This is a genomic window from Lysobacter koreensis, from assembly GCF_042677045.1.
Classification (GTDB): Bacteria; Pseudomonadota; Gammaproteobacteria; order Xanthomonadales; family Xanthomonadaceae; genus Lysobacter_K; species Lysobacter_K koreensis.
The window spans coordinates 195,967-218,123 of record NZ_JBHTIH010000004.1 but is presented as its reverse complement, the minus strand read 5'-3'; the positions used below and the strand labels follow the sequence as shown (position 1 = coordinate 218,123).

Annotated in this window: 16 protein-coding genes; 9 read left to right on the top strand and 7 right to left on the bottom strand. The window is 72.3% G+C overall.

What is annotated here, in order from left to right:
* Positions 1-5: 5 nt before the first annotated feature.
* The 3 genes from recD to recC are packed head-to-tail and all read right to left on the bottom strand — an operon-like array spanning position 6 to position 9,018.
* Complete coding sequence (gene recD / locus ACFQZQ_RS10635) at positions 6-1,928, bottom strand: exodeoxyribonuclease V subunit alpha (RefSeq protein ID WP_386812766.1); 1,923 nt, start codon at positions 1,926-1,928, stop codon at positions 6-8.
* Complete coding sequence (locus tag ACFQZQ_RS10630; RefSeq protein WP_386812765.1) at positions 1,925-5,650, bottom strand: UvrD-helicase domain-containing protein; 3,726 nt, start codon at positions 5,648-5,650, stop codon at positions 1,925-1,927. The genes recD and ACFQZQ_RS10630 overlap by 4 nt, the downstream gene beginning before the upstream one ends.
* A complete protein-coding gene (recC, locus tag ACFQZQ_RS10625) occupies positions 5,647-9,018 on the bottom strand; it encodes an exodeoxyribonuclease V subunit gamma (RefSeq protein ID WP_386812764.1) in 3,372 nt (1,123 codons plus the stop codon). The genes ACFQZQ_RS10630 and recC overlap by 4 nt, the downstream gene beginning before the upstream one ends.
* 609 nt (positions 9,019-9,627) lie before the next feature.
* On the opposite strand from recC, the gene ACFQZQ_RS10620 reads away from it, so the two are divergent.
* From ACFQZQ_RS10620 to ACFQZQ_RS10595, 6 genes are read left to right on the top strand one after another with little or no spacing between them, the layout of a single operon-like run.
* On the top strand, positions 9,628-10,431 hold the full coding sequence (locus ACFQZQ_RS10620; protein ID WP_386812763.1) for an ABC transporter ATP-binding protein: 804 nt from the start codon (positions 9,628-9,630) through the stop codon (positions 10,429-10,431).
* Positions 10,431-11,180 carry an MlaE family lipid ABC transporter permease subunit gene (locus ACFQZQ_RS10615; RefSeq protein WP_386812762.1) on the top strand — a complete coding sequence of 250 codons (750 nt, stop codon included), beginning with the start codon at positions 10,431-10,433 and terminating at the stop codon, positions 11,178-11,180. Before ACFQZQ_RS10620 ends, ACFQZQ_RS10615 begins: the two co-directional genes overlap by 1 nt.
* 22 nt (positions 11,181-11,202) lie before the next feature.
* Complete coding sequence (gene mlaD, locus ACFQZQ_RS10610) at positions 11,203-11,766, top strand: outer membrane lipid asymmetry maintenance protein MlaD (RefSeq protein WP_386812761.1); 564 nt, start codon at positions 11,203-11,205, stop codon at positions 11,764-11,766.
* Between the two features lie 5 nt (positions 11,767-11,771).
* A complete protein-coding gene (locus ACFQZQ_RS10605) occupies positions 11,772-12,425 on the top strand; it encodes an MlaC/ttg2D family ABC transporter substrate-binding protein (RefSeq protein WP_386812760.1) in 654 nt (217 codons plus the stop codon).
* A gap of 2 nt (positions 12,426-12,427) precedes the next feature.
* Positions 12,428-12,739: an STAS domain-containing protein gene (locus ACFQZQ_RS10600; protein WP_386812759.1), complete on the top strand. Its 312-nt coding sequence runs from the start codon at positions 12,428-12,430 to the stop codon at positions 12,737-12,739.
* Between the two features lie 59 nt (positions 12,740-12,798).
* On the top strand, positions 12,799-13,890 hold the full coding sequence (locus ACFQZQ_RS10595; protein WP_386812758.1) for an MlaA family lipoprotein: 1,092 nt from the start codon (positions 12,799-12,801) through the stop codon (positions 13,888-13,890).
* A gap of 204 nt (positions 13,891-14,094) precedes the next feature.
* Here ACFQZQ_RS10595 and rmuC read toward each other — a convergent pair whose 3' ends face one another.
* The 3 genes from rmuC to ACFQZQ_RS10580 all read right to left on the bottom strand — a co-directional run bounded on the left by rmuC (position 14,095) and on the right by ACFQZQ_RS10580 (position 17,209).
* Positions 14,095-15,468, bottom strand: coding sequence for a DNA recombination protein RmuC (rmuC, locus tag ACFQZQ_RS10590; RefSeq protein ID WP_386812757.1), 1,374 nt, complete (start codon positions 15,466-15,468; stop codon positions 14,095-14,097).
* Between the two features lie 203 nt (positions 15,469-15,671).
* Entirely contained in the window at positions 15,672-15,992 is a 321-nt protein-coding gene (locus ACFQZQ_RS10585; protein WP_386812756.1) for a hypothetical protein, read from the bottom strand.
* 47 nt (positions 15,993-16,039) lie between these two features.
* Positions 16,040-17,209 carry a class I SAM-dependent rRNA methyltransferase gene (locus ACFQZQ_RS10580; protein WP_386812755.1) on the bottom strand — a complete coding sequence of 390 codons (1,170 nt, stop codon included), beginning with the start codon at positions 17,207-17,209 and terminating at the stop codon, positions 16,040-16,042.
* Positions 17,210-17,438: 229 nt separating this feature from the next.
* Between ACFQZQ_RS10580 and ACFQZQ_RS10575 the strand changes: the two genes are divergently transcribed.
* Both ACFQZQ_RS10575 and ACFQZQ_RS10570 read left to right on the top strand, forming a co-directional pair.
* Positions 17,439-18,398: a TerC family protein gene (locus ACFQZQ_RS10575; RefSeq protein ID WP_386812754.1), complete on the top strand. Its 960-nt coding sequence runs from the start codon at positions 17,439-17,441 to the stop codon at positions 18,396-18,398.
* Between the two features lie 84 nt (positions 18,399-18,482).
* On the top strand, positions 18,483-19,259 hold the full coding sequence (locus ACFQZQ_RS10570) for a rhomboid family intramembrane serine protease (RefSeq protein ID WP_386812753.1): 777 nt from the start codon (positions 18,483-18,485) through the stop codon (positions 19,257-19,259).
* 110 nt (positions 19,260-19,369) lie between these two features.
* On the opposite strand, the gene ACFQZQ_RS10565 is transcribed toward ACFQZQ_RS10570, so the two are convergent.
* On the bottom strand, positions 19,370-20,287 hold the full coding sequence (locus ACFQZQ_RS10565) for an META domain-containing protein (RefSeq protein WP_386812752.1): 918 nt from the start codon (positions 20,285-20,287) through the stop codon (positions 19,370-19,372).
* Between the two features lie 102 nt (positions 20,288-20,389).
* Between ACFQZQ_RS10565 and ACFQZQ_RS10560 the strand changes: the two genes are divergently transcribed.
* Positions 20,390-22,087: a M20/M25/M40 family metallo-hydrolase gene (locus ACFQZQ_RS10560; RefSeq protein WP_386812751.1), complete on the top strand. Its 1,698-nt coding sequence runs from the start codon at positions 20,390-20,392 to the stop codon at positions 22,085-22,087.
* Positions 22,088-22,157 lie beyond the last annotated feature (70 nt).

Here is a 22,157-nt window from a genome sequence, read left to right as displayed (position 1 = left end):
CGAGTCTAGCCGGGACCCGGCGCCGGAACTGTGCGCCCGGCCCCGGCCCCGGGGGCGCGCAACCGCGCGGCCAGCCCGGACACGCGCGCGGCGTGGCGGCCGAGCGCGGCGCGCAGCACCGGCTCGCTCGCGCACAGGTGCAGTTCGCGGCGCGCGCGGGTCAGCGCGGTGTACAGCAGCTCGCGCGAGCCGCTGCGCGCGTCGGCGCGCGGCAGTTGCAGCCAGACGCTGTCGAACTCCGAGCCCTGCGCCTTGTGCACGGTCATCGCGAACGCGCCGGCGTGCGCGGGCAGCGACGCCGGGTGGAACGGCCGCACGCCGTCGGCGCCGCCCGCGAACCAGGCCACGGCCGCGCCGTCGTCGCCGCGTCCCCCAAGGGGATTTCCGTCGGGGCGCCAGCACACGCCGATGTCGCCGTTGAACAGGCCGTGGCGGTAGCTGTTCTGGGTCACCAGCAGCAGCCGGCCGTGGAAGTACGGGTTGCGGTGGGCGCCGGCCAACGCCTCCTCGATGCGCGCGTTGAGCAGGGCCGCGCCCTGCGGGCCGTCGCGCAACGCGGTCAGCAGGCGCACGCGCGCGGCCTGGGCGAGCGCGGCGGCCGGGTCGGCGGCCGCGCCGATCGCGCGCCAGGCGCGCAGCAGCGGTTCGCGGGTCGCGCCGGCCAGTGGGTCGTGCAGGTCTTCGTGGAAGTGCACGCCGGCCAGGGTGCCGGCGCGCAGCAGCGCCAAAGCGGTATCGGCGTCGCCGGCGCGCACCGCGTCGGCCAGCGGCGCCAGGTCGAGTGCGTCGGACTGGCGGTAACCGCGCCGCAGCTGCACGCGGTGTCCGGCCAGCGGCGAGGAATCCGCGGGATCGGCCGGGATGGCATCCGCGGTCGCGGCGCCGAGGAACGGGGCCAGCGCCTGCGCGGCCTCCAGCGACAGGCTGTCGCCGTCACCGGCCGCATCGACGATCGCGGCGAGCACGTCGCCGGCCTCGACCGACGGCAGCTGGTCGCGATCGCCGAGCAAGACCAGTCGCGTACCGTCGGCGACCGCATCGACCAGCTTGCACATCAGCGGCAGGTCGACCATCGAGGCCTCGTCGACCACCACCACGTCGAACGGCAACGGATGGTCGGCGTGGTGGCGGAAGCGCGGGCTGTCCGGGATCGTGCCGAGCAGGCGGTGCAGCGTGCGCGCCTCGGCCGGCAACCCGTCGCACCACGCCGGCTCGACCCCGGGCAGCGCGCGCAACGCCGCGCTCGCGGCGCGCAGGCTTTCGGCCATGCGTTCGGCGGCGCGCCCGGTCGGCGCGGCCAGCGCGATCCGCGGCGGCGCGCTGCCGGCGTGCCGGGCCTGCGCGAGCAGCAACAGCAGCAGGCGGGTGATCGTGGTGGTCTTGCCGGTGCCGGGGCCACCGGTGACCAGCAGCAGCGGCCGCAGCAGCGCCAGCGCCGCCGCGCGCGCCTGGCGGTCGCCGCTACGCGCGTCGGGAAACAGGGTGGCGAACAGCGGCGCCAGCGCGGGCGCGTCGATCGTCGGCAGGGCCTGCGCCGCGATCCGGCGCAGGCCAGCGGCGAGGCGGCGCTCGTACTCGCGGTAGCGGCGCAGGTAGAGCAGGCCTTGCTCGAGCACCAGCGGCGCGCCGGGGTCGGCGGGCGCGTCCGGCCCGGGCGTGGCGACCCAGGCCGACGCCGCGAGCGCGGCCTGCCAGTCGCGCGCGTCGGGCCACTCGACCGGGTGATCGAGCAGCAGCCCGGGGCGCGCCGGATCAAACGCGGCATGGCCGTGGCCGATCGCCAGCGAGGCCAGCGCCGCGCCGGTAAACACGCTGTCCGGCGTGTCCGCGCCGGTGTGCGCCGGGTCGAGCCGGCGCAGGCTCTGGGCGAGCGCGTGGTCGACCACGCGCAACGCGCCATGGCGGTAGAGCGCGTCGAGCAGGCTCATGCGCGCGCCTCGCTTGGGTCGTGGCCAGGCGCGGCGAACAGAGCGTCGAGCGCGTCGACCAACGCCGCGGCCGGCTGCTGCGCGTGCACCCCGGGCGAGGCCGGGTCGTGCGCATCGAGGCCGCGGCAGAACAGATAACGCACGCCGCCGAAATCGCGCGCGTAATCGTAGCCGTCGCCGAGGCGGAAGCGCAGCCAGCGGTGCAGCGCCAGGGTGTAGATCAGCGCCTGCAGCGTGTACTCGCTGTCGGCCATCGCCTGCGCGACCGCGGTGGCGTCGTACGCCGGCAGCCGGTTGGACTTGTAGTCGAGCACGTAATAGCGGCCCTCATGAGCGTAGACGAGGTCGATCTTGCCGGTCATCAGGCCTTCGAGCCGGCGCCGCGCGCCGAACGCGTGGCGCTCGCGCAGCACCCCGTGCGCGTGCAGCACTGCCAGCAGTTCGTCGACGTGGGTCGGTTGCAGCGCGAAGTGGAATTCCATCTCGGCGCGGCGCGCGTCGGCAGGCAGCTCGCACAGGCGCACGCCCTCGGGCAGGGCGACGTTGAGGGTCTGCCCAACCAGCGCGGCGAGCAGCGGCAGGCCGTCGTCGAGGTCGGCCTGCGCGTAGCCTTCACCGTGCAGCGCCGCGCGCAGCGGCGCGTCCTGCGCGGGCGGCGCGCTGCCGTCGCAGACCCCGCGCCAGGCGGCGAAATCGACGTGCTCGAGCGCGGCGTGCAGCACGTTGCCGAAGCGGCTACCGCTGTAGCGCCGGTCGAACGCGGGCTCGTTTACGGCGTCGGCCGCGCGCGGCAGCGCGTCGACGGCGCGGGTTTCGTCGGCGGCGCCGCGCTCGCCGGCCTCGGCGCGAGCCAACGGGATTTCATCGGCAGCGGCGGCGCTGCCCTGTCCGGCGGCCTCGTGGGTGAGCTGGGTGAAGCTGTACACCCACCAGTCGCGCGCCAGCGTGCGGCGCGCGCGGCGCGCGGCGGGCAGCGCGCCGGCGTCCGGTGGCGGCAGCGGCGCGAGCCGCGGCGGTGGCAGGCCGCTGGCATCGACGACGATGCCGTGGTCTTCCGGCAACGAGGCCAGATCGCCGAGCATCGCCGCCAGCGGGGTGTCGTCGTGGCGGTACAGCGGTCCGCCCGCGAGCCACAGCGCGTGGCGGGCGCGGGTCAGGCCGACGTACAGCAGGCGCGCGTCCTCGGCGCGTTCCTCGCGCTGCCAGGCCCGGGTCGCCAGCGCCCACTGCGCGTCGTCGCCGGGCAGCTGCAGCACCCGGCCATCGGCGCTCGCGTTGGTGTCGGCAGACGCCAGCAGCGCCGCCGGCACCTCGCACCAGCGCCCGGGCTTGCGCTCCTTGCCAATGCCCGCGAACGGCAGCAGCACCAGCCCGAACTCCAGGCCCTTGCTCTTGTGCAGGGTCATCACCTGCACCCGGCGCGCATCGGACTCCAGCCGCAGCTGCTGGGTCTCGTCGAAATCGTCGGCCTGGGCGATGCGCGTGCGCAGCCAGTCGACCAGGCCGTGCAGGCCGAGCGCGCGGCGGTCGGCTTCCTGCAGCGCCTCGCCGAGCTGCAGCGTGTTGGTGAGGCGGCGCTCGCCATCGCCCAGCGCGAGCAGCCGCGGCGCGTGCTGCGCGCACAGGTCGGTGACCAGCGCCAGCGGGCCGTGGCGCTGCCAGCGCTCGCGCCAGGCCAGGGCGCGCAACTGCCAGTCGCGCTGCCAGGCCGCATCGCTGTCGCCGCGCGCGATCGCGTGCGCGTCCAGGCCGAGCAGCACCGTGGCCAGCGCGGCGCGCAGGCGGCCGTCGTCGCCGGGCTGCAGCAGCGCCTCGAACAAGGCCAGCAACTCGAGCGCCTGCTCGCTCGCGTACAGGCTCTGGCGGCCGGCGGCGACCGCGGGGATGCCGGCCGCGACCAGCGCCGCCTGCACCTGCGCGGCCTCGGCGTGGCTGCGCACCAGCACCGCGATGTCGGCCGGTTGCAGTGCGCGGCCCACGATCGTCGCGTCGCCGTCGCGCGCGGCGTGCAGCACGCCATGGATCTCGGCGACGCAGGCGCGGGTAGCGAGCTCGCGCGACTCCGGCGCGCTCCATTGCGCGGACTTGCGGCCGTCGGCGGGTGGCGGCAGCGCGCGCACGGTCAGCGCCGGCGCGGGTCGGCCGGCGCGCTGGAAATCGGCGTCGGCGACCCGGCCCCCGGCGGTCACCGGCCGGAACGCGATGCGTTCGTCGACGAACGCGCCCGCGCCGGCGCGCGCGTACAGCGCGTCGACCGCGCGCAGCAGCGCCGGGCGCGAGCGGAAGTTGTGCGCCAGCGGCGGCGCGTCCTGCGCGCTCGCGGCGGCATCGAGGTAAGTGTGCACGTCGCCGCCGCGGAAGCGGTAGATCGCCTGCTTCGGGTCGCCGATCAAAAACAGCGCCGGCGCGTCGTGATCCGCGACGGTGGCCTCGTCCACCTCGACCAACGCGCCGTCGTCGCGATCCGCCGCGCCGCCGAACACGCGCGCGAAGATCCCCCACTGGCGCGGGTCGGTGTCCTGGAATTCGTCGACCAGCGCCACCGCGTACTGCGCGCGCAGTCGCCGGGCGAGCGCGGCGCCGTGCGGGCCGTCGAGGGCGGCGGCGACGCCGTCGATCAGGTCGTCGTAGGTCTGCTCGCGGCGCAGGCGCTTGAGCTGCGCGAGCCGCGCGCCGGCTTGGGCGCGCACGCGGTGCACCAGCGCGACGCCCTGCGCGGCCAGCCACTGCTCGCGCGCGAGGTCGGCGGCGAACCACGCGGCCAGCGCGTCAAACAGCGGCGAGGCCGGCACGTCGTCCTCGCGCCCGGCCTTGGCGCACTCGCGCAGGCGCGCGGGCGTGAGCTTGTCCAGGTGCGCGGCGTCGCGCACGAGGGTGCCGCCGGCCACGCCCTGCGCGAGCGACGCCCACGCCTGCGCGTAGCTGGCCGCGCGCGCCTTGCGGCCGTCGATGACCTTGGCGTCGATCGCGGCATCGAGCCGCGCGCGCGCGTCGTCGCCGTGCGCGCCCTGCGCGGCGCGCAGTGCGGCGAACGCCTGGGTCAAGCCCGGCAGCGGGTCGGGGCTCGGCGACGGCAGCGCCGGCAGCACGCGCGTGGCGCGCAGCAACGCGCCCAGGTCGGCGGCGAGCGCGTCCGGGCCGCCCGGCCAGTGCCGCTGGAGCAACTGTGCGTCGAGCGGATCGGCGCCGAGTGCGCGCCACAGGTCGGTCGCGACCGCGGCGCGCAGTTCGCGGTCGCCGCCGACCATGGTCGGGGCCACGAACGCCTGCCCGGTTTCCAGCGCGTGCTCGCTCAACGCGCGCGCACAGAAGCCGTGGATGGTGAACACCGCGGCCAGGTCGATCTCGTGCGCGGCACGTTGCAGGCGCGCGCGCAGCGCCACCGCGTCCTCGCGCTGCAGCTGCGCCTCGATCAGGGTGCGGGTCAGCGCGACCTCGGCGTTGTCGTCGTCCCGGTACGCCGGCAAGTCGGTGGCGATGCGCGCGGCCAGCTGCAGGCGCCGGCGCAGGCGTTCGCGCAGCTCCTGGGTCGCCGCCTCGGTGAAGGTCACCGCGAGCACCTGGCTCACGCGCAGGCCACGCTCGATCACCAGCCGGGTGACCAGCGTCGCCAGGGTGTAGGTCTTGCCGGTGCCGGCGCTGGCCTCGATCAGGCGCAGGCCGCGCAGCTCGAGGTCGAGGTAGGGGTCGCGCGCGACGGCGCCGGTAGCAGGCAGGTTCATGCCGTGGCCTCGTCGCTGCGGCCGTGGAGCACGGCGTCGAACACGATCGTCGCGATCGCGCGGAAGCTCTCGCCCAGCTCGTCATTGGCGGCAGTGTCGCCAAATGGGTCGCGGCCGCGGAGCGCGAGGCGCGCGCTGGCGGTGCTCGCCTCGCCCCAGCTGCGGTCGCTGCCGTGCCACTGCTGCTCGGCCTTGCCCCAGCCGTCCTTGCCTTGCGCGTGCGCGTCGTACCAGAGCCAGCCGGCGCGCGGCCCGAACGGCAGCGGTTCGCGCAGGCCGTGGCGGCGCAGGGTCAGCAGCGCGCGCAACGCGGCGCGCGCCGCTTCGCGTGAGATCGGTTCGCGCCGGTGCGGGCCGGGGTCGCCGGTGCTGCCGGCGAATTGCAGCAACGCGTGCGGTTCGCCCAACGCCGACAGCACCAGCCAGTCGAGGCCGTGCGCGACCTGCGCCGGGCCGTGCAGCTCGTCGAAGCGCAGCCGCACGAGCGCGTCGGAATACAAGCCCTCGACGCAGCCGTGCAGGCGGGTGCCGTCGAGTTCGAGTTCGAACGTGCGCGATTGCGGCAGCGCCGGCTGGTCGTAGGTGTCGCGCCACTGCGCGAACGCGTCGGCGTACGGCCGCACCTCGCCGAGCAGGGCCGCCAGCTGCTGCCGGCCGAGCGGCCCGGACGGCAGCAGCGCGCGCGCGCGCAGGTGGGCGTGCAGCGCGTCGCCATCCAGCGCGCGGTCGCCGGCGACGCAGGCGTCGAACACCGCCTGCTGCAGCAGCTGCCGCTGCAGGCCGCGGCCGGGCAGCACCAGCGGCTCGACGTCGTCGGCGTGATCGGCCTCCTCGGGCAAGCGCAGCGCGAGGCGCTGGCGCAGGAACGCCGCCGGCGGGTCGCGCAGGAATGCGCGCAAGTCGGCCAATGCGACGTCGCTGTCGACCTCCTCGCTGCGCGCGTCCAGCGGTGCGGTGAGCCAAGCGCCCAGCTCGTGGCGTTCGCCGTGGCTCGCGGCCGCAGCAGGACGCCATTCGCTGCGGTAGCTGAAGCGGCGCGGCTCGGGCTCGCCGCCGGCCTCGTCGGCCGCGCCGAACGCCGCCGCCGCGAACGGCTGCAGCGGCTGGCGCACCACCAGCGCGGCGCGCGCGTCGTCGCCGGCGTGGTAGCGCGCGGCGGCGTCAAGCAGCTCGGCCACCAGCACCGACGGCTCGCGCTCGCTGCCGTCGCGCGGGTCGGCGCCCAGGTAGCTGAGGTAGAACACCTCGCCGGCCGCGGCCAGCAGTTGCAGGAACAGGAAGCGGTCGTCGTCGCGCAGCGAGCGGTCGCCGCGGCGGCGTGCGGCGGTGTCCAGTTCGGCGGTGAGCTGGTTGAGGCCGCCGCTGGGGTCGCGACGCGGGTAGTCGCCGTCGTTCATGCCGAGCAGGCAGATCACCCGGAACGGGATCAGCCGCATCGGCACCATGCGCCCGAAGCTGACGCCACCGGTGAGCAGCGGCGCGCGCGTGTCGGCTTCGGCCAGCACGGCCTGGAAATGCGCGCGCACCACGTCCGGCGGCACCGGCGCGTCGAAGCCGGCGGCCTGCGCGTCGGCAGCGAACGCGTCGAGCAGCGTGCGCAGGCGTTCGAGCGTGCGCTGGTCGGCGGGCTGGCGCGGCAGCTCGGGCAGCAGCGCGTCGAGCAGGCCGAGCAGGCGGTCGCGCCATTGCGACGGGGTCATCGCCGAGGCGAACGCGCGCTCGTGCCGGGCGAGCACGCGCAGCACGCGGATCAGCGCGCCGAGCGCGTCGAGCGCGCTGCCTTCGATGTCGGCGTAGGGCGCGACGCCGGCAATATCGACGTCACTGCCACTGGCATGGCCAAGCAGCAGCCGATCGAGCGCGAACGCCCAGGTGCTGGCGTCGTCGGCGGGCGCGTCGTGGCGCGCGCGGTGCTCGGCGTTTAGCCCCCAGCGCGCACCGGCGGCCTGCAGCCAGCCGCGCAGGCGTTCGAGTGCGGCGGCATCCAGGCCCGCCTGCTCGGCCAGCGCCGGCGTCGCGAGCAGGTCGAGCACCTCGTTCAAGCCGAAACGCGAGACCGGCAGCGCCAGCAGGCGCACGAACACCTGCGCCAGCGGCTCGGCCGCGAGCGGGCTGGTGTCGGCCAGGGTGTAGGCGATGAACTCCGCGCGCCCGGCGAGGCCACCGAACACCGCCTGCACGTGCGGCACGTACGGGTCGATGTCCGGCGCCAGCACCGCGATCTCGCGCGGCTGCAGCGGCGGGTCGAAGCGCGGGTCGTCGAGCAGCCCGCGCAGCTGGTCGTGCAGCACCTGCACCTCGCGCAGCGGGGTGTGGCAGGCGTGCACCTGCACGCTGGGGTCGTCGCGCTCGATGCCGGTGCGCCACGGCATCGGCGGCGGCGCGCGCCGGTGCAGCAAGTCGCGCTGCAGGCGTTGCAGCAGGGTGTCGGCCTGCGGGCGGTCGTCGTCGCGTTGCTCGGGGTCGGCGTAGGCGGCGATCTCACCGGACGGGTGCACGACCTCGTAGCCACCGAGCACCGCCATGAAGTCGCGCCCGGCCGCGCCCCAGGCCTGCAGCAGCGGGTTGTCGTCTTCGCCGCCAAAACCGGCGTCGTCGCCGTGACGCAACCGCTCGGCCAGCGTGCGCAGGTCGCCCCAGTACTTGCGCGTCGGCGTCGGCAGGTAGAAATGCAGGGTGCCGACGCGCGCCTGGCTCGCGATCACGCGCAGCACGTCCGGCGAGACGTTGAGCGTGGCGAACGCGAACAGCCGCGACGGCAGCCCGGCCGGCAGCGGCGCTTCGTCGCCCGCAAAGCGCGCCAGGTAGTCGTCGATCCGCCGCGCCCGGTGCATGCGACCGCCGGCGATGCGCCGCCACAGCAGCGCCTGCGGATCGCGCGGCGCCTGCCCGGCCTCCCAGCGCAGCAGCCAGTCGCGGCGCCAGGCCTGGTACTTCTCGAACGTCGCCGCCAGCTCGCCGGCCAGCGACCACGGCTTGAGCGGGTCGTCGCCGCCGCTGCCCTCGAGGTAGGCGCGCAGCGGCCGCAGTGCCGGCTCGCGCAGCACTGCCGGATCGGACAGCGCCGCGTACAGCCGCCAGCGCAGCGCGTCGGCATCGAGGTCCTCGCCGCGGCCGGGCACGTTGGCATCGAGCGCGCGCTGCACGAACTCGCCGGGGGTGAGGAACTCGAGGTTGGCGGCAATCCCGTGCGCCTGCGCCAGCGTCGCCTGCAACCAGCGCCGCATCGCCACCTGCGGGATCAGCACCAGGTCCGGCGCCAGCAGCGGCTGGCCCGGCGCCGGCGTGCGCAGCTCGGTGGCGAGCAATCCGGCCAGCACGTCCAAGGCATTGGAGTGGTAGAGGCGGAAGTCGGGCGCGGCGGGCATGGCGCATCTTGCCGCAGGGGCGTCGCAGCCGGCGAGATCCGCGGTTGCCGTTGGGTTTGATCTCGGGCTCTTCGCTTTGTCCGCGCCGTAGAGCTCGCCGACAAATCGCCGGGAGCGATTTGGACCGCCGCAGGCGCCCGCGAAGCGGGTGAGGCACATGGATGTGTCGAAGTCCGCACCGGAGGGCAAAGGGGGAAAAGGCGCCCTTGTCTGAGCGCAGCGAGTTGGGGCGCCGTACCCTTTGCTCGAGGAGCGCAGGGAACCGGAGACGGCTTCATCGTCTCCGGCGAGCGTCCGGCGCCAACGGTTTTGGTTACTTTTGCCAAGACAAAAGTGACTCGCGCGCGCAGCGTGCGAAAGCTTTTGATCCTGTAGTTGATCTTGCTCTTCGCTCGGATCAAATCTGCGAAGGAGAGCAACGGCACAGCTAAGTCACTGGATCCCCGCCTTCGCGGGGATGACGAGCAACCACACCGGCACCGAGTACTCGCCGTGCGCCCCCGCCCGCCCCCTGCGACAATGCCGGCCCGCTACAACCCACGTTCAGCCAGCGCCCGCCAAGCTGCGCACGTTTTGCGTGCCTGTCCGGCCGCGCCCCTATAGAAACGCATGACCGACGCCCCGCCCATCGTCCGCCTCACCGACCTGCGCCTCGATCGCGGGGGACGGGCGGTGCTGCGCGACATCAATCTCAACGTTCCGCGCGGCAGCATCACCGCGGTGCTGGGGCCTTCGGGCAGCGGCAAGTCGACGCTGCTGTCGGCGCTGACCGGCGAACTGGCGCCGGCCGCCGGCACGGTCGAGGTGTTCGGCCAGGCCGTGCCGCAGGCCAAGCGCGCGCTGCTGGAGCTGCGCAAGGGCATTGGCGTGCTGCTGCAGGGCAACGGCCTGCTGACCGACCTGACCGCGGCCGAGAACGTCGCGCTGCCGCTGCGCGCGCACACCGACCTGCCCGACGCGGTGATCCGCACCCTGGTGCTGATGAAGCTGCACGCGGTCGGCCTGCGCGCGGCCGCCGACGCGTACCCGCGCGAGCTGTCCGGCGGCATGGCGCGGCGGGTGGCGCTGGCGCGCGCGCTCGCGCTCGACCCGCCGCTGATGATCTACGACGAGCCGCTGACCGGCCTCGACCCGATTGCCTCGGGCGTGGTGATGGCGCTGGTGCGCCGCCTCAACGACACCCTCGGCCTGACCAGCATCGTGGTAACCCACCACGTCCACGAGACCCTGCCGATTGCCGACCACGCGATCGTGATCGCCAACGGCGGGATCGTGTTCTCGGGGTCGCCTGCTGAGCTGGAAGCCTCGTCGGACCCGCTGGTCCACCAGTTCCTCAAAGGCGAGCCGGACGGTCCGATCGCGTTCGATGCCGCCCCGCGCACCGCCAACGCCCCCGAGACGGACCCCGCCTGATGCCCTTCGTTGCCGCCACCCGCTCGGTCGGCCGCGCCGGCCTGTTCACGCTGTCGGTCCTGCGCGCGTCCCGGCCCAGCGCCGACCTGCTGCGCGAGCTGGTGCGCGAGATCTACAAGATCGGCGCGCGCTCGCTGCCGATCATTGCCGTCGGCGGCGCGTTCGTCGGCCTGTCGGTGACCCTGCTCGGCTACCGCGCGCTCGACACCTACGGCGCCAGCAACCAGGTCAGCGCGATGCTCGGGCTGGGCCTGTACCGCGAGCTCGGCCCGGTGCTGACCGCGCTGCTGTTTATCGGCCGCGCGGGTTCCTCCATTGCCGCGGAGCTGGGGCTGATGCGCGCCACCGACCAGATCACCGCGCTCGGGCTGATGGCGATCGACCCGGTCGGCAAGGTCGTCGCGCCGCGCTTCTGGGCGGCGGTGCTGTGCGTGCCGCTGCTGACCGGGTTCTTCTGCAGCCTGGCGATCGCCGCCAGCTACTTCCAGACCGTGCACGTGATCGGGCTCGACGCCGGCACGTTCTGGCAGGTGCTCAAGGACAGCGTCGATTTCGTCGACGATTTCCTGATGGCGTTCGTCAAGTCGGCGGTGTTCGGCGCGACCGCGGCGCTGGTCGCGGCCTACGTCGGCTTCCACGCCGAGCCGACCATCGAGGGCACCTCGGTCGCGACCACCAAGGCGGTGGTCAACGCCTCGCTGCTGGTGCTGATGTTCAACTTCGTCATGTCGGCGTTCCTGTTCAAGTGAACCCGACCTTCCAGGTGATCCAATGACTATCCGTGCACCGCGTATCGAATTCGCCGTCGGCGCGTTCCTGCTGCTGGCCCTGGCCTCGCTGCTGGTGCTGGCGATCGCCTCCACCAACGGCAACTGGGGTTTCGGTGGCAGCGACAGCTACACCCTGAAAGCGCGCTTCACCAGCATCGGCGCGCTGCGCCCGAACGCGCCGATCAAGATCAGCGGCGTCTCGGTCGGGCGCGTGGCCGACATCCAGGTCGACCCGGTCAAGTACGACTCGGTGGTGACCCTGGCGATCGACAACAAGTTCAAAGACCTGCCGGGCGACACCGCCGCCGGCATTTTCACCAGCGGGCTGCTGGGCGAGAGCTACATCGGCCTGACCCCGGGCGGCGACCCGGAGCCGCTCAAGCCCGGCGACGAGATCTACCTGACGCAGTCCGCGGTCGACCTGATCCAGATGGTCGGCAAATACATGTTCAGCGGCGGTGGCGCTAAGCCGGGTGACAGTGCACCCGACGCGGCCGGCTCCGATCCAGTGACGCCCGATTCGGCCAATGCAGATCCCGCCGCTCCCGACCTCCCCCAGGAATGAACCTTATGAAGCGCAGCCTCCTCACCCTCGTCATCGCCTCGGCCCTGCTCGCCGCGGCCCCGCTGGTGTTCGCGCAGAAGGCAACGGTCGCGGCCAAGGCCACCGTCAAGGCCGGCTCGCCGAGCCAGCTGGTGCTCGACAACTCCACCCGCATCCTGACCACGCTGGAAGCGCGCCGCCCGGAGTTCACCAAGAACCGCGCCGCGCTGAGCCGCTTCGTGTCCAGCGAGTTCAACCAGATGTTCGACCGCGACTACGCCGGCCGGCTGGTGCTGGGCGTGCACGGCCGCGGCGCCTCGGAGGCCGAGGTCAAGCTGTTCGCCGACGCGCTGGCCGACAACCTGATGCAGCGCTACGGCTCGTCGTTGCTCGACTTCAACACCAAGCTCAAGGTGCGGGTGAAGTCGGAAACGCCGCTGCGCGGCGGCGCGATCGTCAAGGTCGCTTCGGAGATGCTGCGCTCGGGCGGCGAACCCATCCCGGTCGACTACCTGATGCGCAAGAGCGGTTCGACCTGGAAGGTGTTCGACGTGATGGTCGAGGGCGTGAGCTTCGTGCAGACGTTCCGCACCCAGTTCGACGCGCCGCTGAAGCGCAAGTCGATCCCCCAGGTCGCGGCCGACCTCAAGGCCGGCAAGCTGCAGGCGGACGCGAACTGAGCATGGCCGCGACGGTTGCCCCGGGCAGCGGCGTGCAAGCCAGCGTGCGCCGCGACGGCGACGCGCTGGTGTTCGCCGGCGCGCTCGATCGCGCCGCGGTCGCCGCACTCTGGCGCCAGCTGCCGCCGCTGCGCGCCGGCGTGCGCCGGATCGAGCTGGCCGCGGTCAGCCACGTCGACAGCGCCGGCCTGGCGCTGCTGGCGGAGCTGGCCGATGGTGCAGCGGGCGGCATCGCCGTGACTGGCACGCCGCCGGGCCTGGCCGAGCTGCGTGCCGCGTACCGGCTCGATGAGCAGCTGGCCTACGCACGCTGAGCGCGCCGGTCGCGCGCTGCCGCGACCGGCTTGCACCCCGCCCCGTTTACACTGCCCGCATGCGCCCCCACGCCCGCTCCCTGTTCGCCCTGGCCTTGCTGGCCACCGCTCCTGTGTTTGCGCAAGTGTCCGCGCAGGACGCGCCGACGCCGGCCTCCGCGCCACCGGTCGCCGAAGCACCGGCCCTTGAGCTGCAAGCGGCCGAACCGCCAACCGCCGATGCGTCAGACGCGCCAGCGGCCGATGCGGTCGCCGAAAGCCCGGCTGTCATCGCTCCGGCGGCAGCGGCCACGGCACCGCCGGCGAACGGCGCCGACCCCCGCACCGACGCCGAACGCGAGTTCGACGCGCTGTACGCCCCGAAGGAAGTCCCCTTGCGGGATGGCAATGGCGACCAGGGCTACGACCCGGTCGCCGACCCCACCCTGCCCGCGCCGGCCAACGTGCCCGGCAGCTACGACCCGTGGGAGCGCTACAACCGGCAGATGCACCGCCTCAACAACGCGGTCGACCGCCGCGTCGCGCGGCCGCTGGCGCGCACCTACGTCGCGGTCGTGCCGCGCCCGGTGCGGCTGGGCGTCAGCAACTTCTTCAACAACCTCGGCCAGCCGCTGTCGGCGGTCAACGCCCTGCTGCAGGGCAAGCCCAGGCAGGCCGCGCAGTCGCTGGGGCGGTTCGCGCTCAACAGCACGCTCGGCATCGGCGGGGTGTTCGACCCGGCCTCGGACGCGCAACTGCCGAACAAGGGCGAGGACTTCGGCCAGACCCTGGGCGTGTGGGGCTGGGAGCGCTCGCGCTACGTCGAGCTGCCGCTGTTCGGCCCGCGCACCGTGCGCGACGTGGTCGGCATGGTCGGCGACGCGCCGCTGAGCCCGCTGCGCCAGGTCGATGCCGACAAGGTCCGCATCCCGATCCAGGGCCTGCAGCTGGTCGACGTGCGCACCCAGCTGCTGTCGACCGACTCGCTGCGCGAAGGCGCCGAGGACGACTACGCGCTGGTGCGCGATGCGTGGAGCCAGCGCCGCAACTACCAAATCTTCGGCGACCGCCAGACCCAAGACGGCGACCGCTTGCCCGACTACCTTCTGGAAGAGAACAACCCGACGGTGCCGGTCGACGCGATGCCGGTGATGCCGACCGACGGCGGTTGAGCCGTTACGCGACCGACTTCGCTTGCCGGTAGGAGCGGCTTCAGCCGCGAGCTGTTGCGGTACATCGAGGTCCGGAATGCGTTCGCGGCTGAAGCCGCTCCTACGCCCCGAAGGAAGTCCCCTTGGGGGACGCCGCAAATCAAGCCCCCTTGGGCGGACGCCCCGCAGGAAGTCCCCCTTGGGGACGAGCCGCCGCGACGGCCGCTAGACCGTGTCGTCGTCCGGCTCGGCGTCGGTGCCCAGCAGCTGTTGGCTCTGTTCGAACGGCAACGCCTCCACGTCGCGCAGCTTGCCGGTCAGCACCCGCGTCCGGCGCTGGGTGTCGTCGATCTTGTTGCCGGCCTCGACCAGCTTCTTCTTGACCCCGTCGAGCACCTCGCCGAACTTGCCGAACTCGGTCTTGACCGCGCCCAGCGTGCGCGCGATCTCGCTCGAACGTTCCTGGATCGCCAGCGTGCGGAAGCCCATCTGGAAGCTGGTCATCAGCGCCAGCAGCGTGGTCGGGCCGGCGACCGCGATGCGCTGGTCGCGCTGCAGCGCATCGACCAGGCCGGGGCGGCGCAGCACCTCGGCGTACAGGCCCTCGGTCGGCAGGAACAGGATCCCGAACTCGGTGGTGTGCGGCGCGGCGATGTACTTCTCGCGGATGCGCGTGGCTTCCTTGCGCACCGCGCGCTCGAGCGCGTCGCCGGCCGCGCGCGCGCCATCGGGATCGCCCTGCTCCTGCGCATCGAGCAGGCGCTCGTAGTCCTCGCGCGGGAACTTGGCGTCGATCGGCAGCCACACCGGGGCGTCGCCGGTCGAGCCGGGGAAGCGCACCGCGAACTCGACCCGCTCGGCGCTGCCCGGCACGGTCGCGACGTTGGCCGCGTACTGGTCCGGCGCGAACACCTGCTCCAGCAATCCCGCTAGTTGCACCTCGCCGAACACGCCGCGTGACTTGACGTTGGTCAGCACCCGCTGCAGCCCGCCGACGTCGGCGGCGAGCTTGCCCATGTCGCCCAGCCCCTGGTGCACCTGCGCCAGCATCGTGGTGACGTTGCCGAAGCTCTCGCTCAGGCGCGTCTCGAGCGTGGCGTGCAGCTTCTCGTCGACGGTCGCGCGCATCTGCTCGAGCTTGGCGGCGTTGTCGAGCTGCAGCTCGCGCAGCTTCTGTTCCAGGGTGGCGCGCATCTCGCCCAGGCGCAGTTCGTTGCGCTGGGTCATCTCGTTGAGGCGCTGGCCGAGCGACTCGGCGAAGCGCTGCTGCAGCTCCGCGCCTTCCGCGCGGCCGCGGCGCGCGTCCTCGGTCAGCGCCTCGCGCAGCACGTCCAGGCGCGCGTCGGTGCGCACGGTCAGTTCGGTGAGGCGGCCGCCGAAGCCGTCGATGCGCTGCTCCTGCTGCAGCGACATGCCTTCCAGCTGCTGGCGCAACTCGCCGCGACCCTCGCGCTGCTCGTCGCGCAGCGCCTGCTCGAGCCGCGCGCGGTGGCTTTCGAGCACCGCGTCGGGTTTGCGCAGCAGCAGGATGACGAGCAGGACGATCGCGATGAGCACCGCGACAAGGAGGGCGACCAAGAGCAATGAAGTTTCAGGCATGCGGCCAGTGTAGCCGCGCGCGTCTCAGGGGCCGCGACCCGGCAGGCGTCCGGCAACGTTGGCTGGGTTGGCTCCATCAACCCAGCTGGCGTCGGGATGAGGCGCTGGGTTGATGGAGCCAACCCAGCCTACGCGCTACGTGCCCCGTGAAAACCTGAGCCACGCGGTGGTCGTTGCCTCGACTGGGATACCGCGCTCAATCGTCATTGTTTCCAGCATCTCGGCAGGCCAGCCTGCGTCTGCGTCCCAAGCGCCTTGGGTGCGACGAATGCCAATCGTTTGTTGTTCCCGTGCAGCACGAACCATGTGCAACCCGCCCCCAGTTCGATGTGGGTGATCTCCTGCCAGAAGATTCTGCGGTCGCTGAAGGGCGAGCAACGCGCGATGTAGTGTGGACCCACCGTGGTCGTGCCGAGCATGCTAACTGCGCAGAGCACCATCAGGCCTGCGGCGATATAGGCCAGTGAGTACTGGGTAAGCGCGCCGAGGACGGCGAAGAAAACTGCCATGCCCAGGGCAATCATTGCTTGCGGGACTTCTGAGAAGTGATGAGTGTCGGTATTAACGACATTCAATCCAGCACCCGGCAGAACACGGCTTTCAGGTAGCGCGACTCCGGCACCTGCGCCAGCCACGGGTGGTCGGCGCCGGCGCCGGCCACTTTCAGGATCTGCACGGTGCGGTTCGAGTAGAACGCGGCGCGGCGGATCATGTCGAGGAACTGGTCCTCGCTGACCAGGCCGGTGCACGAGAACGTCGCGAACAGGCCGCCGGGCTTGACCACGCCGAGCGCGAGCTTGTTCATGTCGAGGTACTTCTTCAGCGCCGGGATCACCTGCTCGCGGTCGCGGGTCATCTTGGCCGGGTCGAGGACCACCACGTCGAAGCGCTCGCCGGCGTTGCCCATGTCGCGCAGCCACGGAAAGATGTCGGCCTGCACGAACTTGATGTGGGCGCCGTTGAGCTTGGCGTTGCCCTTGGCGATCTGCAGCACGTCGTCGTCGATGTCGACGCCGACCACCTCTTCGGCGCCGCGCACCTTGGCATAGACGCCGAAGCCGCCGGTGTTGCAGCACAGGTCGAGCACGCGCTTGCCCGCGCATTGCTGCGACAGCCACTCGCGGTTCTCGCGCTGGTCGGCGAAGAAGCCGGTCTTGTGCGCGCCGGCCGGGTCGGCGCGGAACTTCACGCCGTACTCGGTGATGATCGACGGTGCCGGCGGCTCGGTGCCGCGGAAGTCGAAGCTCTCCTGCTTCTGCACGTGCTCGTCGGCGAACATGTAGAAGCGGCAGCCGGGGAACTGCTCGCGCAGCGCGGCCTGGATCCACTCGCGGTGACGGAACGCGCCGGCGCTGAAGAACTCGAGCACCAGCAGGTCGCCGTAGCGGTCGACCACCAGGCCGCTGATGCCGTCGCCCTCGCTGTGCACGACGCGCCAGGCGTCGCTGACCTCGTCGAGCTTGAGCACGTCGCGGCGCAGGGACACGGCGTAGGCGATCTTGCGCGCGAACCAGCCGGCGTCGACCGCGACATTGGGGTCGTTCTCGAGCATGCGCAGGGCAATGCGCGAGTGGCCGTTGTAGAAGCCGCGGCCGATCCAGTCGCCGTCCACGCCGACCACGTTCACGATCTGGCCGGATTTGGGGCGGACGGCGGGTTTCTCGACCAGGCGCTGGAAGATCCACGGGTGGGTGGATTTCCAGGCGTTCTTGAGGTGGACGGTGGGGGTTTCAGTGTTCATCCGGGCATTGTACCGGCCGCATTGCGCATGCCCGGGGGCTTGGGTAGGATCGGCGCTGAAGGGGAGTAGCTCCCAATCGCTGGCACCGTCATTACGAGCGCAAGCTCCGGTCCAGCGGCAGGCCGCCCAGGCGCCCTGTGAGTCAGACCTTCGCCGTCCCGCGGCGAAGGTGCATTCCAGACAACCGGAAGCCCGGACCGCGGCCACACGTGTCGGTCGGGAGTCATCCATGGAAACCATCGGTAGTCCGTTGTTGTGGGGCGCCTTCGCGGCGCTCGTCGTCATTGCGTTGCTGGTCGACCTGGTGCTGATGCGCCACGGCGGGCCGCACAAGGTCACGTTCCGGGAGGCCGCACTGTGGAGCGTCGGCTGGGTCGCGCTGGCGCTGGCGTTCAACGCCGGGCTGTGGTGGTACGTGACCGAACAGTCCGGCGCGATCGTGGGCAACCGGGTCGGGCTGGAGTTCCTGACCGGGTACCTGGTGGAGAAGTCGCTGGCGGTCGACAACATCTTCGTGTTCCTGATGCTGTTCACCTACTTCGCGGTGCCCGAGGAGCAGCGCCAGAAGGTGCTGATCATCGGCGTGCTCGGCGCGATCGTGCTGCGCGCGGGGATGATCTTCCTGGGGGCGATGCTGCTCGCGAAGTTCCACTGGGTGCTGTACGTGTTCGGCGCGTTCCTGCTGCTGACCGGCATCAAGATGCTGTGGGCGGCGGGCAAGGCGCCGGACCTGGAGAAGAACCCGATCCTGCGCTGGCTGACCGGGCACCTGCCGATGACCCGCAACTACCACGGCAGCGCGCTGTGGATCAGCGAAGGCACGCGCCGCCGCTACACGCCGCTGTTCATCGTGATCGTGATGATCGGCATCACCGACCTGATCTTCGCGGTCGACTCGATCCCGGCGATCTTCGCGATCACCAGCGACCCGTTCATCGTGCTGACCTCCAACGTGTTCGCGGTGCTCGGCCTGCGCGCGATGTTCTTCATGCTCGCCGGGATGGCCGACCGCTTCCACCTGCTGCCGTACGGGCTGGCGCTGGTGTTGATCTTCATCGGCGTGAAGATGCTGGTGATCGATATCTACAAGATCCCGGTGCTGTGGTCGCTGGCGGTGGTCGCGGTGACGATCGGCGCGACGATCGTGCTCAGCCTCGCGCGCCCGCCGCGGCCGCCAGTGGCGGAATGAGCGTCACGGATCGGCATCGCGACCCCGCGGCACACCCGCTGCCGCGGGGTTGCAATTGGCCGGTGCGTCGCCACCCATGGTGGGATGCACCTGCCAACCCCCGAGCAGCCGCCCGACAGCCCGGACCAGCGCGCGTCCGATCGCCGCCGCCTGCTGCGCGCGCTGAATGCGAGCCTCGCGTTCGTGCTGGTGCTGGTGGCGGTGTTCAGCGCGCAGGGGCAGTTCGATGTCGCGGCGTGGACGGTGCAACCGTGGGCGTGGGATGGCTGGCGCGGCCTGCTCGCGGCGCCGCTGCTGCACGGCTCGGTCCAGCACCTGGCGACCAACGCGTTCTCACTGCTGCTGCTCGGCACGCTGGCCGGGGTGGTCTATCCGCGCGCGACCCTGCGCGCGCTGCCGCTGATCTGGCTGGGCTCGGGGCTGGGCGCGTGGCTGTTGGGCACGGCGGGCTCGCACCATCTCGGCGCGAGCGGGCTGACCCACGGCTTGATGTTCCTGCTGCTGGTGCTCGGGCTGCTGCGCCGGGATCGCCCGGCGATTGCCGCGGCGATGATCGCGTTCCTGCTGTACGGCGGGATGCTGCTGACGATCCTGCCCCGCGAACCGGGGATCTCGTGGCAGGCGCACCTGGGTGGCGCGGTCGCCGGCGTGCTCGCCGCCGGGCTGTTCCGCCAGCGCGACCCGCAGGCGCCCCGCAAGCGTTACAGCTGGGAGGACGAGGACGACAGCACGGTGCCCGCGCACGACGAGCTCGAACGCTCCGGTCTGGAGTTGCCGGCGCCGCGCGACGTGCCGGTGCTGTGGCGGCGGCCGCCGGAGGAGCGCGGCGTGGTGCTGCGGTTTCCGCCGCGACGGGAATGAAGCCATCGCCGATCAGCCCACGCGGACTCGGGGCTGCGGTGATTTCGGCGTGCCAGCTGTGAGTCGCGCGAAGCCGATCTCAGGACGAACTGTCGACTGCCGCATCGTTCCTAGCACTCGTCGCAGGGCACGAACCCCAATTCATGGCCGGTCGAGGTGAACAGGGTCAGGACTTTCCGGTCGAAGCGGTAGCGGGCGGTTTCGCTGAGCAGGCTGGTGAATTCCCCTTCGCGACGCAGCGCGGCCGGGTTCGCGCAGTCCGTGCTCGTCATCGCCAGCGATGGCACGGACAGCCGATCCTCGCGCGCGAGGTAGGTGGCGGTGTAATCGCGGCAACCCGCGTGCCCGCGCAGGGTCGACTCGGCGAACCGCAGCGTGATCGCCTGTGCCGCCGGGTGCGCGCGGCTGGCGCCATCGATCGTCACCAGCCGCCAGCCGCTGCCCGCCAGCAGCGCCGGATCCATCGCGAAGCGCGGCAGCCGCTCGAACGCGAGCAGCGGCTGGCCGTCGATGTCGGTCGCCAGCAGGCGCGTGCCCTCCCGATGCAGTGTCACCGCGGCCCGCAACGCCGCGTAGTACTGCTGCGACTGCAGCAAATGCGCTTCGCTCTGGCAGCCGCGCGCGGAGCTCTCGACGCCGCCCAGCAACTCGAACGAACGCGGATTGCCGGTCGGCGTATCCCGGAACTTCATCCCGTACCAGTTGCAGCCGTCGTAGCCGCCGAGCAGGTCGCGGCCGATCTCGAGGTTGATGTGCGAGTCCTCGACGAGCGGCTTGCCGCGCAGCCGGAGCAGCGTCCACTGCGTATCGGCCAGCTGCGACGACATGACCCGCACCGGCTCGCCGGGCGACGTGCCGGTCGCGGGCGTCGGCGCCGGTGACGCCGCAGGCGGGGTTTTGCCGCCGTCGGCCTGCGGCGCGGGCGCGCAGGCCGCCAGCGCCAGCGCGACCAGCACTGCCAGATGCCACGACGCGAGCGCCAAGGTGGGCGACGCCCGGCGCGACGAGCCGCTGCTGCAAGCCTTCATCACGGGCTACTCCCGGTGGTGGTCCGTACACCCAAGACCATGCGGCGATGGGCGTGAGCCGCGCGCGATGCTAGCGTCGGCTTTTCCGTCCGGGTCGCCTGCATGAAACGCGCCGCGATTGCCTTGCTCGTGCTGTTGACCGCGTCGTGCAAAGGCGATCGCCAAGACCTGTCTGCGGCCGCGCCGGATGCGGCGAGCGCCGCCGCCACGCGGATCGAGGCCGACGTGCGCTTTCTCGCCGATGACCTGCTCGAGGGCCGCGAGGCCGGCACCCGCGGCCACGAACTCGCGGCGCTGTACGTCGCGCAGCGCCTGCGCGCGATCGGACTGTCGCCGGCCGGCGATGGCGGCAGCTACTACCAGCGCGTGCCGCTGCTGCGCGCGACCCGGGTCGCCGATGGCGGCAGGCTGGTCATCACCCGCCACGGCGCGAGCACCGCGCTGACGTTCCGCGAGCAGTTCCTGCCGGCGCTCAACTACAACGGCGGCGACATGGCGGTCGAGGCGCCCGCGGTGTTCGTCGGCCAGGGCGTGCACGCGCCCGAACTGCGGCACGACGACTTCCGCGGCGTCGACCTGCGCGGCAGGATCGCGGTGCTGTTTGCCGGCGCCCCCGCATCGTTCGACCCCGACCGCCGCGCGTTCCATTCGTCGACCCGCGAGAAGCTGCGCGAGCTCAGCGCGCGCGGCGCGGTCGGCGCGGTGTTCGTCGACACCGACGCCGACGAGGCGCGCTCGCCGTGGTCGCGCGCGATGCAGGCCTGGGACAAACCCGGCATGTGTTTACGCCGCGAAGCAAGTCCCCTTGCGGGGCGCGCGGCTGATGGCGGCGGCATCGACACGTTTCCGCAGCTGCGCGTGGTCGCGCACGTCAGCGCCGCCGCCGCGGATGCGGTGCTGGCCGGCGACGGACGCAGCGCCGCGCAGCTGTTCCGCGCGGCGAAGGACGGCACGCTGAAGCCGTTCGCATTGCCCGGCACGATCGCGCTCGCTGCACGGACGGCGATCGTGCCGGTCACGTCGCGCAACGTCGTGGCGCGGCTGCCCGGCAGCGATCGCGCCCTGGCGAGCGAGCACGTGCTGTTCAGTGCGCATCTCGACCACGTCGGCATCGGCGCGCCGGTCGATGGTGACCGGATCTACAACGGCGCACTCGACAACGCGCTCGGCGTGGCGGTGATGCTGGAGGCCGCGCGGCAGCTGGCGGCGCTGCCACGCCAGCCGAAGCGCTCGCTGCTGTTCGTCGCGCTGACCGCGGAGGAGAAGGGCCTGCTCGGCGCGGAGTGGTACGCACGCCACCCGACCGTCGCGCGCGGTTCGCTGGTCGCCAACGTCAACATGGACATGCCGATGCTGCTGGTGCCGACCGACGACATCGTGCCGGTCGGCCTGTCGCATTCGACCCTGGAACCGCTGGTGCGGCGCGCAGCCAAGGAAGTCGGCGTGGCGCTGTCGCCGGACCCGTTCCCGGAGCAGACGATTTTCGTGCGCAGCGACCAGTACGCGTTCATCCGTGCCGGGATCCCGGCGGTGTACCTCACCGCCGGTACCGACGCCACGCATGCGCGCGATGACGCCAGCCTCGCGATGCAGGTCTTCCTGCGCGACCACTACCACCAGCCCAGCGACGACGTCACGCAGCCGATCCAGTACCCCGACGCCGCGCGCTTGGCGCGGCTTAACGCGCGGATCGGCGCGCTGATCGGCGATGCCGCGCAGCGGCCGGCGTGGCACCGCGGCGACTTTTTCGGCGAGCGTTTCGGCCGCACCGCAACGCCGGCGCCGACGTCGGCGCAGTGACCTTCGGCCGATGACGATGGCCGCCGGCGTGCGCACAGTGCAGCGCGCGCCACCGGCGTGATCGCCGCCA

Bases quoted from the DNA above. Each gene is read 5' to 3' on its own strand.
- recD (WP_386812766.1), bottom strand. From the start codon at position 1,928: ATGAGCCTGCTCGACGCGCTCTACCGCCATGGCGCGTTGCGCGTGGTC.
- ACFQZQ_RS10630 (WP_386812765.1), bottom strand. From the start codon at position 5,650: ATGAACCTGCCTGCTACCGGCGCCGTCGCGCGCGACCCCTACCTCGAC.
- recC (WP_386812764.1), bottom strand. From the start codon at position 9,018: ATGCCCGCCGCGCCCGACTTCCGCCTCTACCACTCCAATGCCTTGGAC.
- ACFQZQ_RS10620 (WP_386812763.1), top strand. From the start codon at position 9,628: ATGACCGACGCCCCGCCCATCGTCCGCCTCACCGACCTGCGCCTCGAT.
- ACFQZQ_RS10615 (WP_386812762.1), top strand. From the start codon at position 10,431: ATGCCCTTCGTTGCCGCCACCCGCTCGGTCGGCCGCGCCGGCCTGTTC.
- mlaD (WP_386812761.1), top strand. From the start codon at position 11,203: ATGACTATCCGTGCACCGCGTATCGAATTCGCCGTCGGCGCGTTCCTG.
- ACFQZQ_RS10605 (WP_386812760.1), top strand. From the start codon at position 11,772: ATGAAGCGCAGCCTCCTCACCCTCGTCATCGCCTCGGCCCTGCTCGCC.
- ACFQZQ_RS10600 (WP_386812759.1), top strand. From the start codon at position 12,428: ATGGCCGCGACGGTTGCCCCGGGCAGCGGCGTGCAAGCCAGCGTGCGC.
- ACFQZQ_RS10595 (WP_386812758.1), top strand. From the start codon at position 12,799: ATGCGCCCCCACGCCCGCTCCCTGTTCGCCCTGGCCTTGCTGGCCACC.
- rmuC (WP_386812757.1), bottom strand. From the start codon at position 15,468: ATGCCTGAAACTTCATTGCTCTTGGTCGCCCTCCTTGTCGCGGTGCTC.
- ACFQZQ_RS10585 (WP_386812756.1), bottom strand. From the start codon at position 15,992: ATGATTGCCCTGGGCATGGCAGTTTTCTTCGCCGTCCTCGGCGCGCTT.
- ACFQZQ_RS10580 (WP_386812755.1), bottom strand. From the start codon at position 17,209: ATGAACACTGAAACCCCCACCGTCCACCTCAAGAACGCCTGGAAATCC.
- ACFQZQ_RS10575 (WP_386812754.1), top strand. From the start codon at position 17,439: ATGGAAACCATCGGTAGTCCGTTGTTGTGGGGCGCCTTCGCGGCGCTC.
- ACFQZQ_RS10570 (WP_386812753.1), top strand. From the start codon at position 18,483: ATGCACCTGCCAACCCCCGAGCAGCCGCCCGACAGCCCGGACCAGCGC.
- ACFQZQ_RS10565 (WP_386812752.1), bottom strand. From the start codon at position 20,287: ATGAAGGCTTGCAGCAGCGGCTCGTCGCGCCGGGCGTCGCCCACCTTG.
- ACFQZQ_RS10560 (WP_386812751.1), top strand. From the start codon at position 20,390: ATGAAACGCGCCGCGATTGCCTTGCTCGTGCTGTTGACCGCGTCGTGC.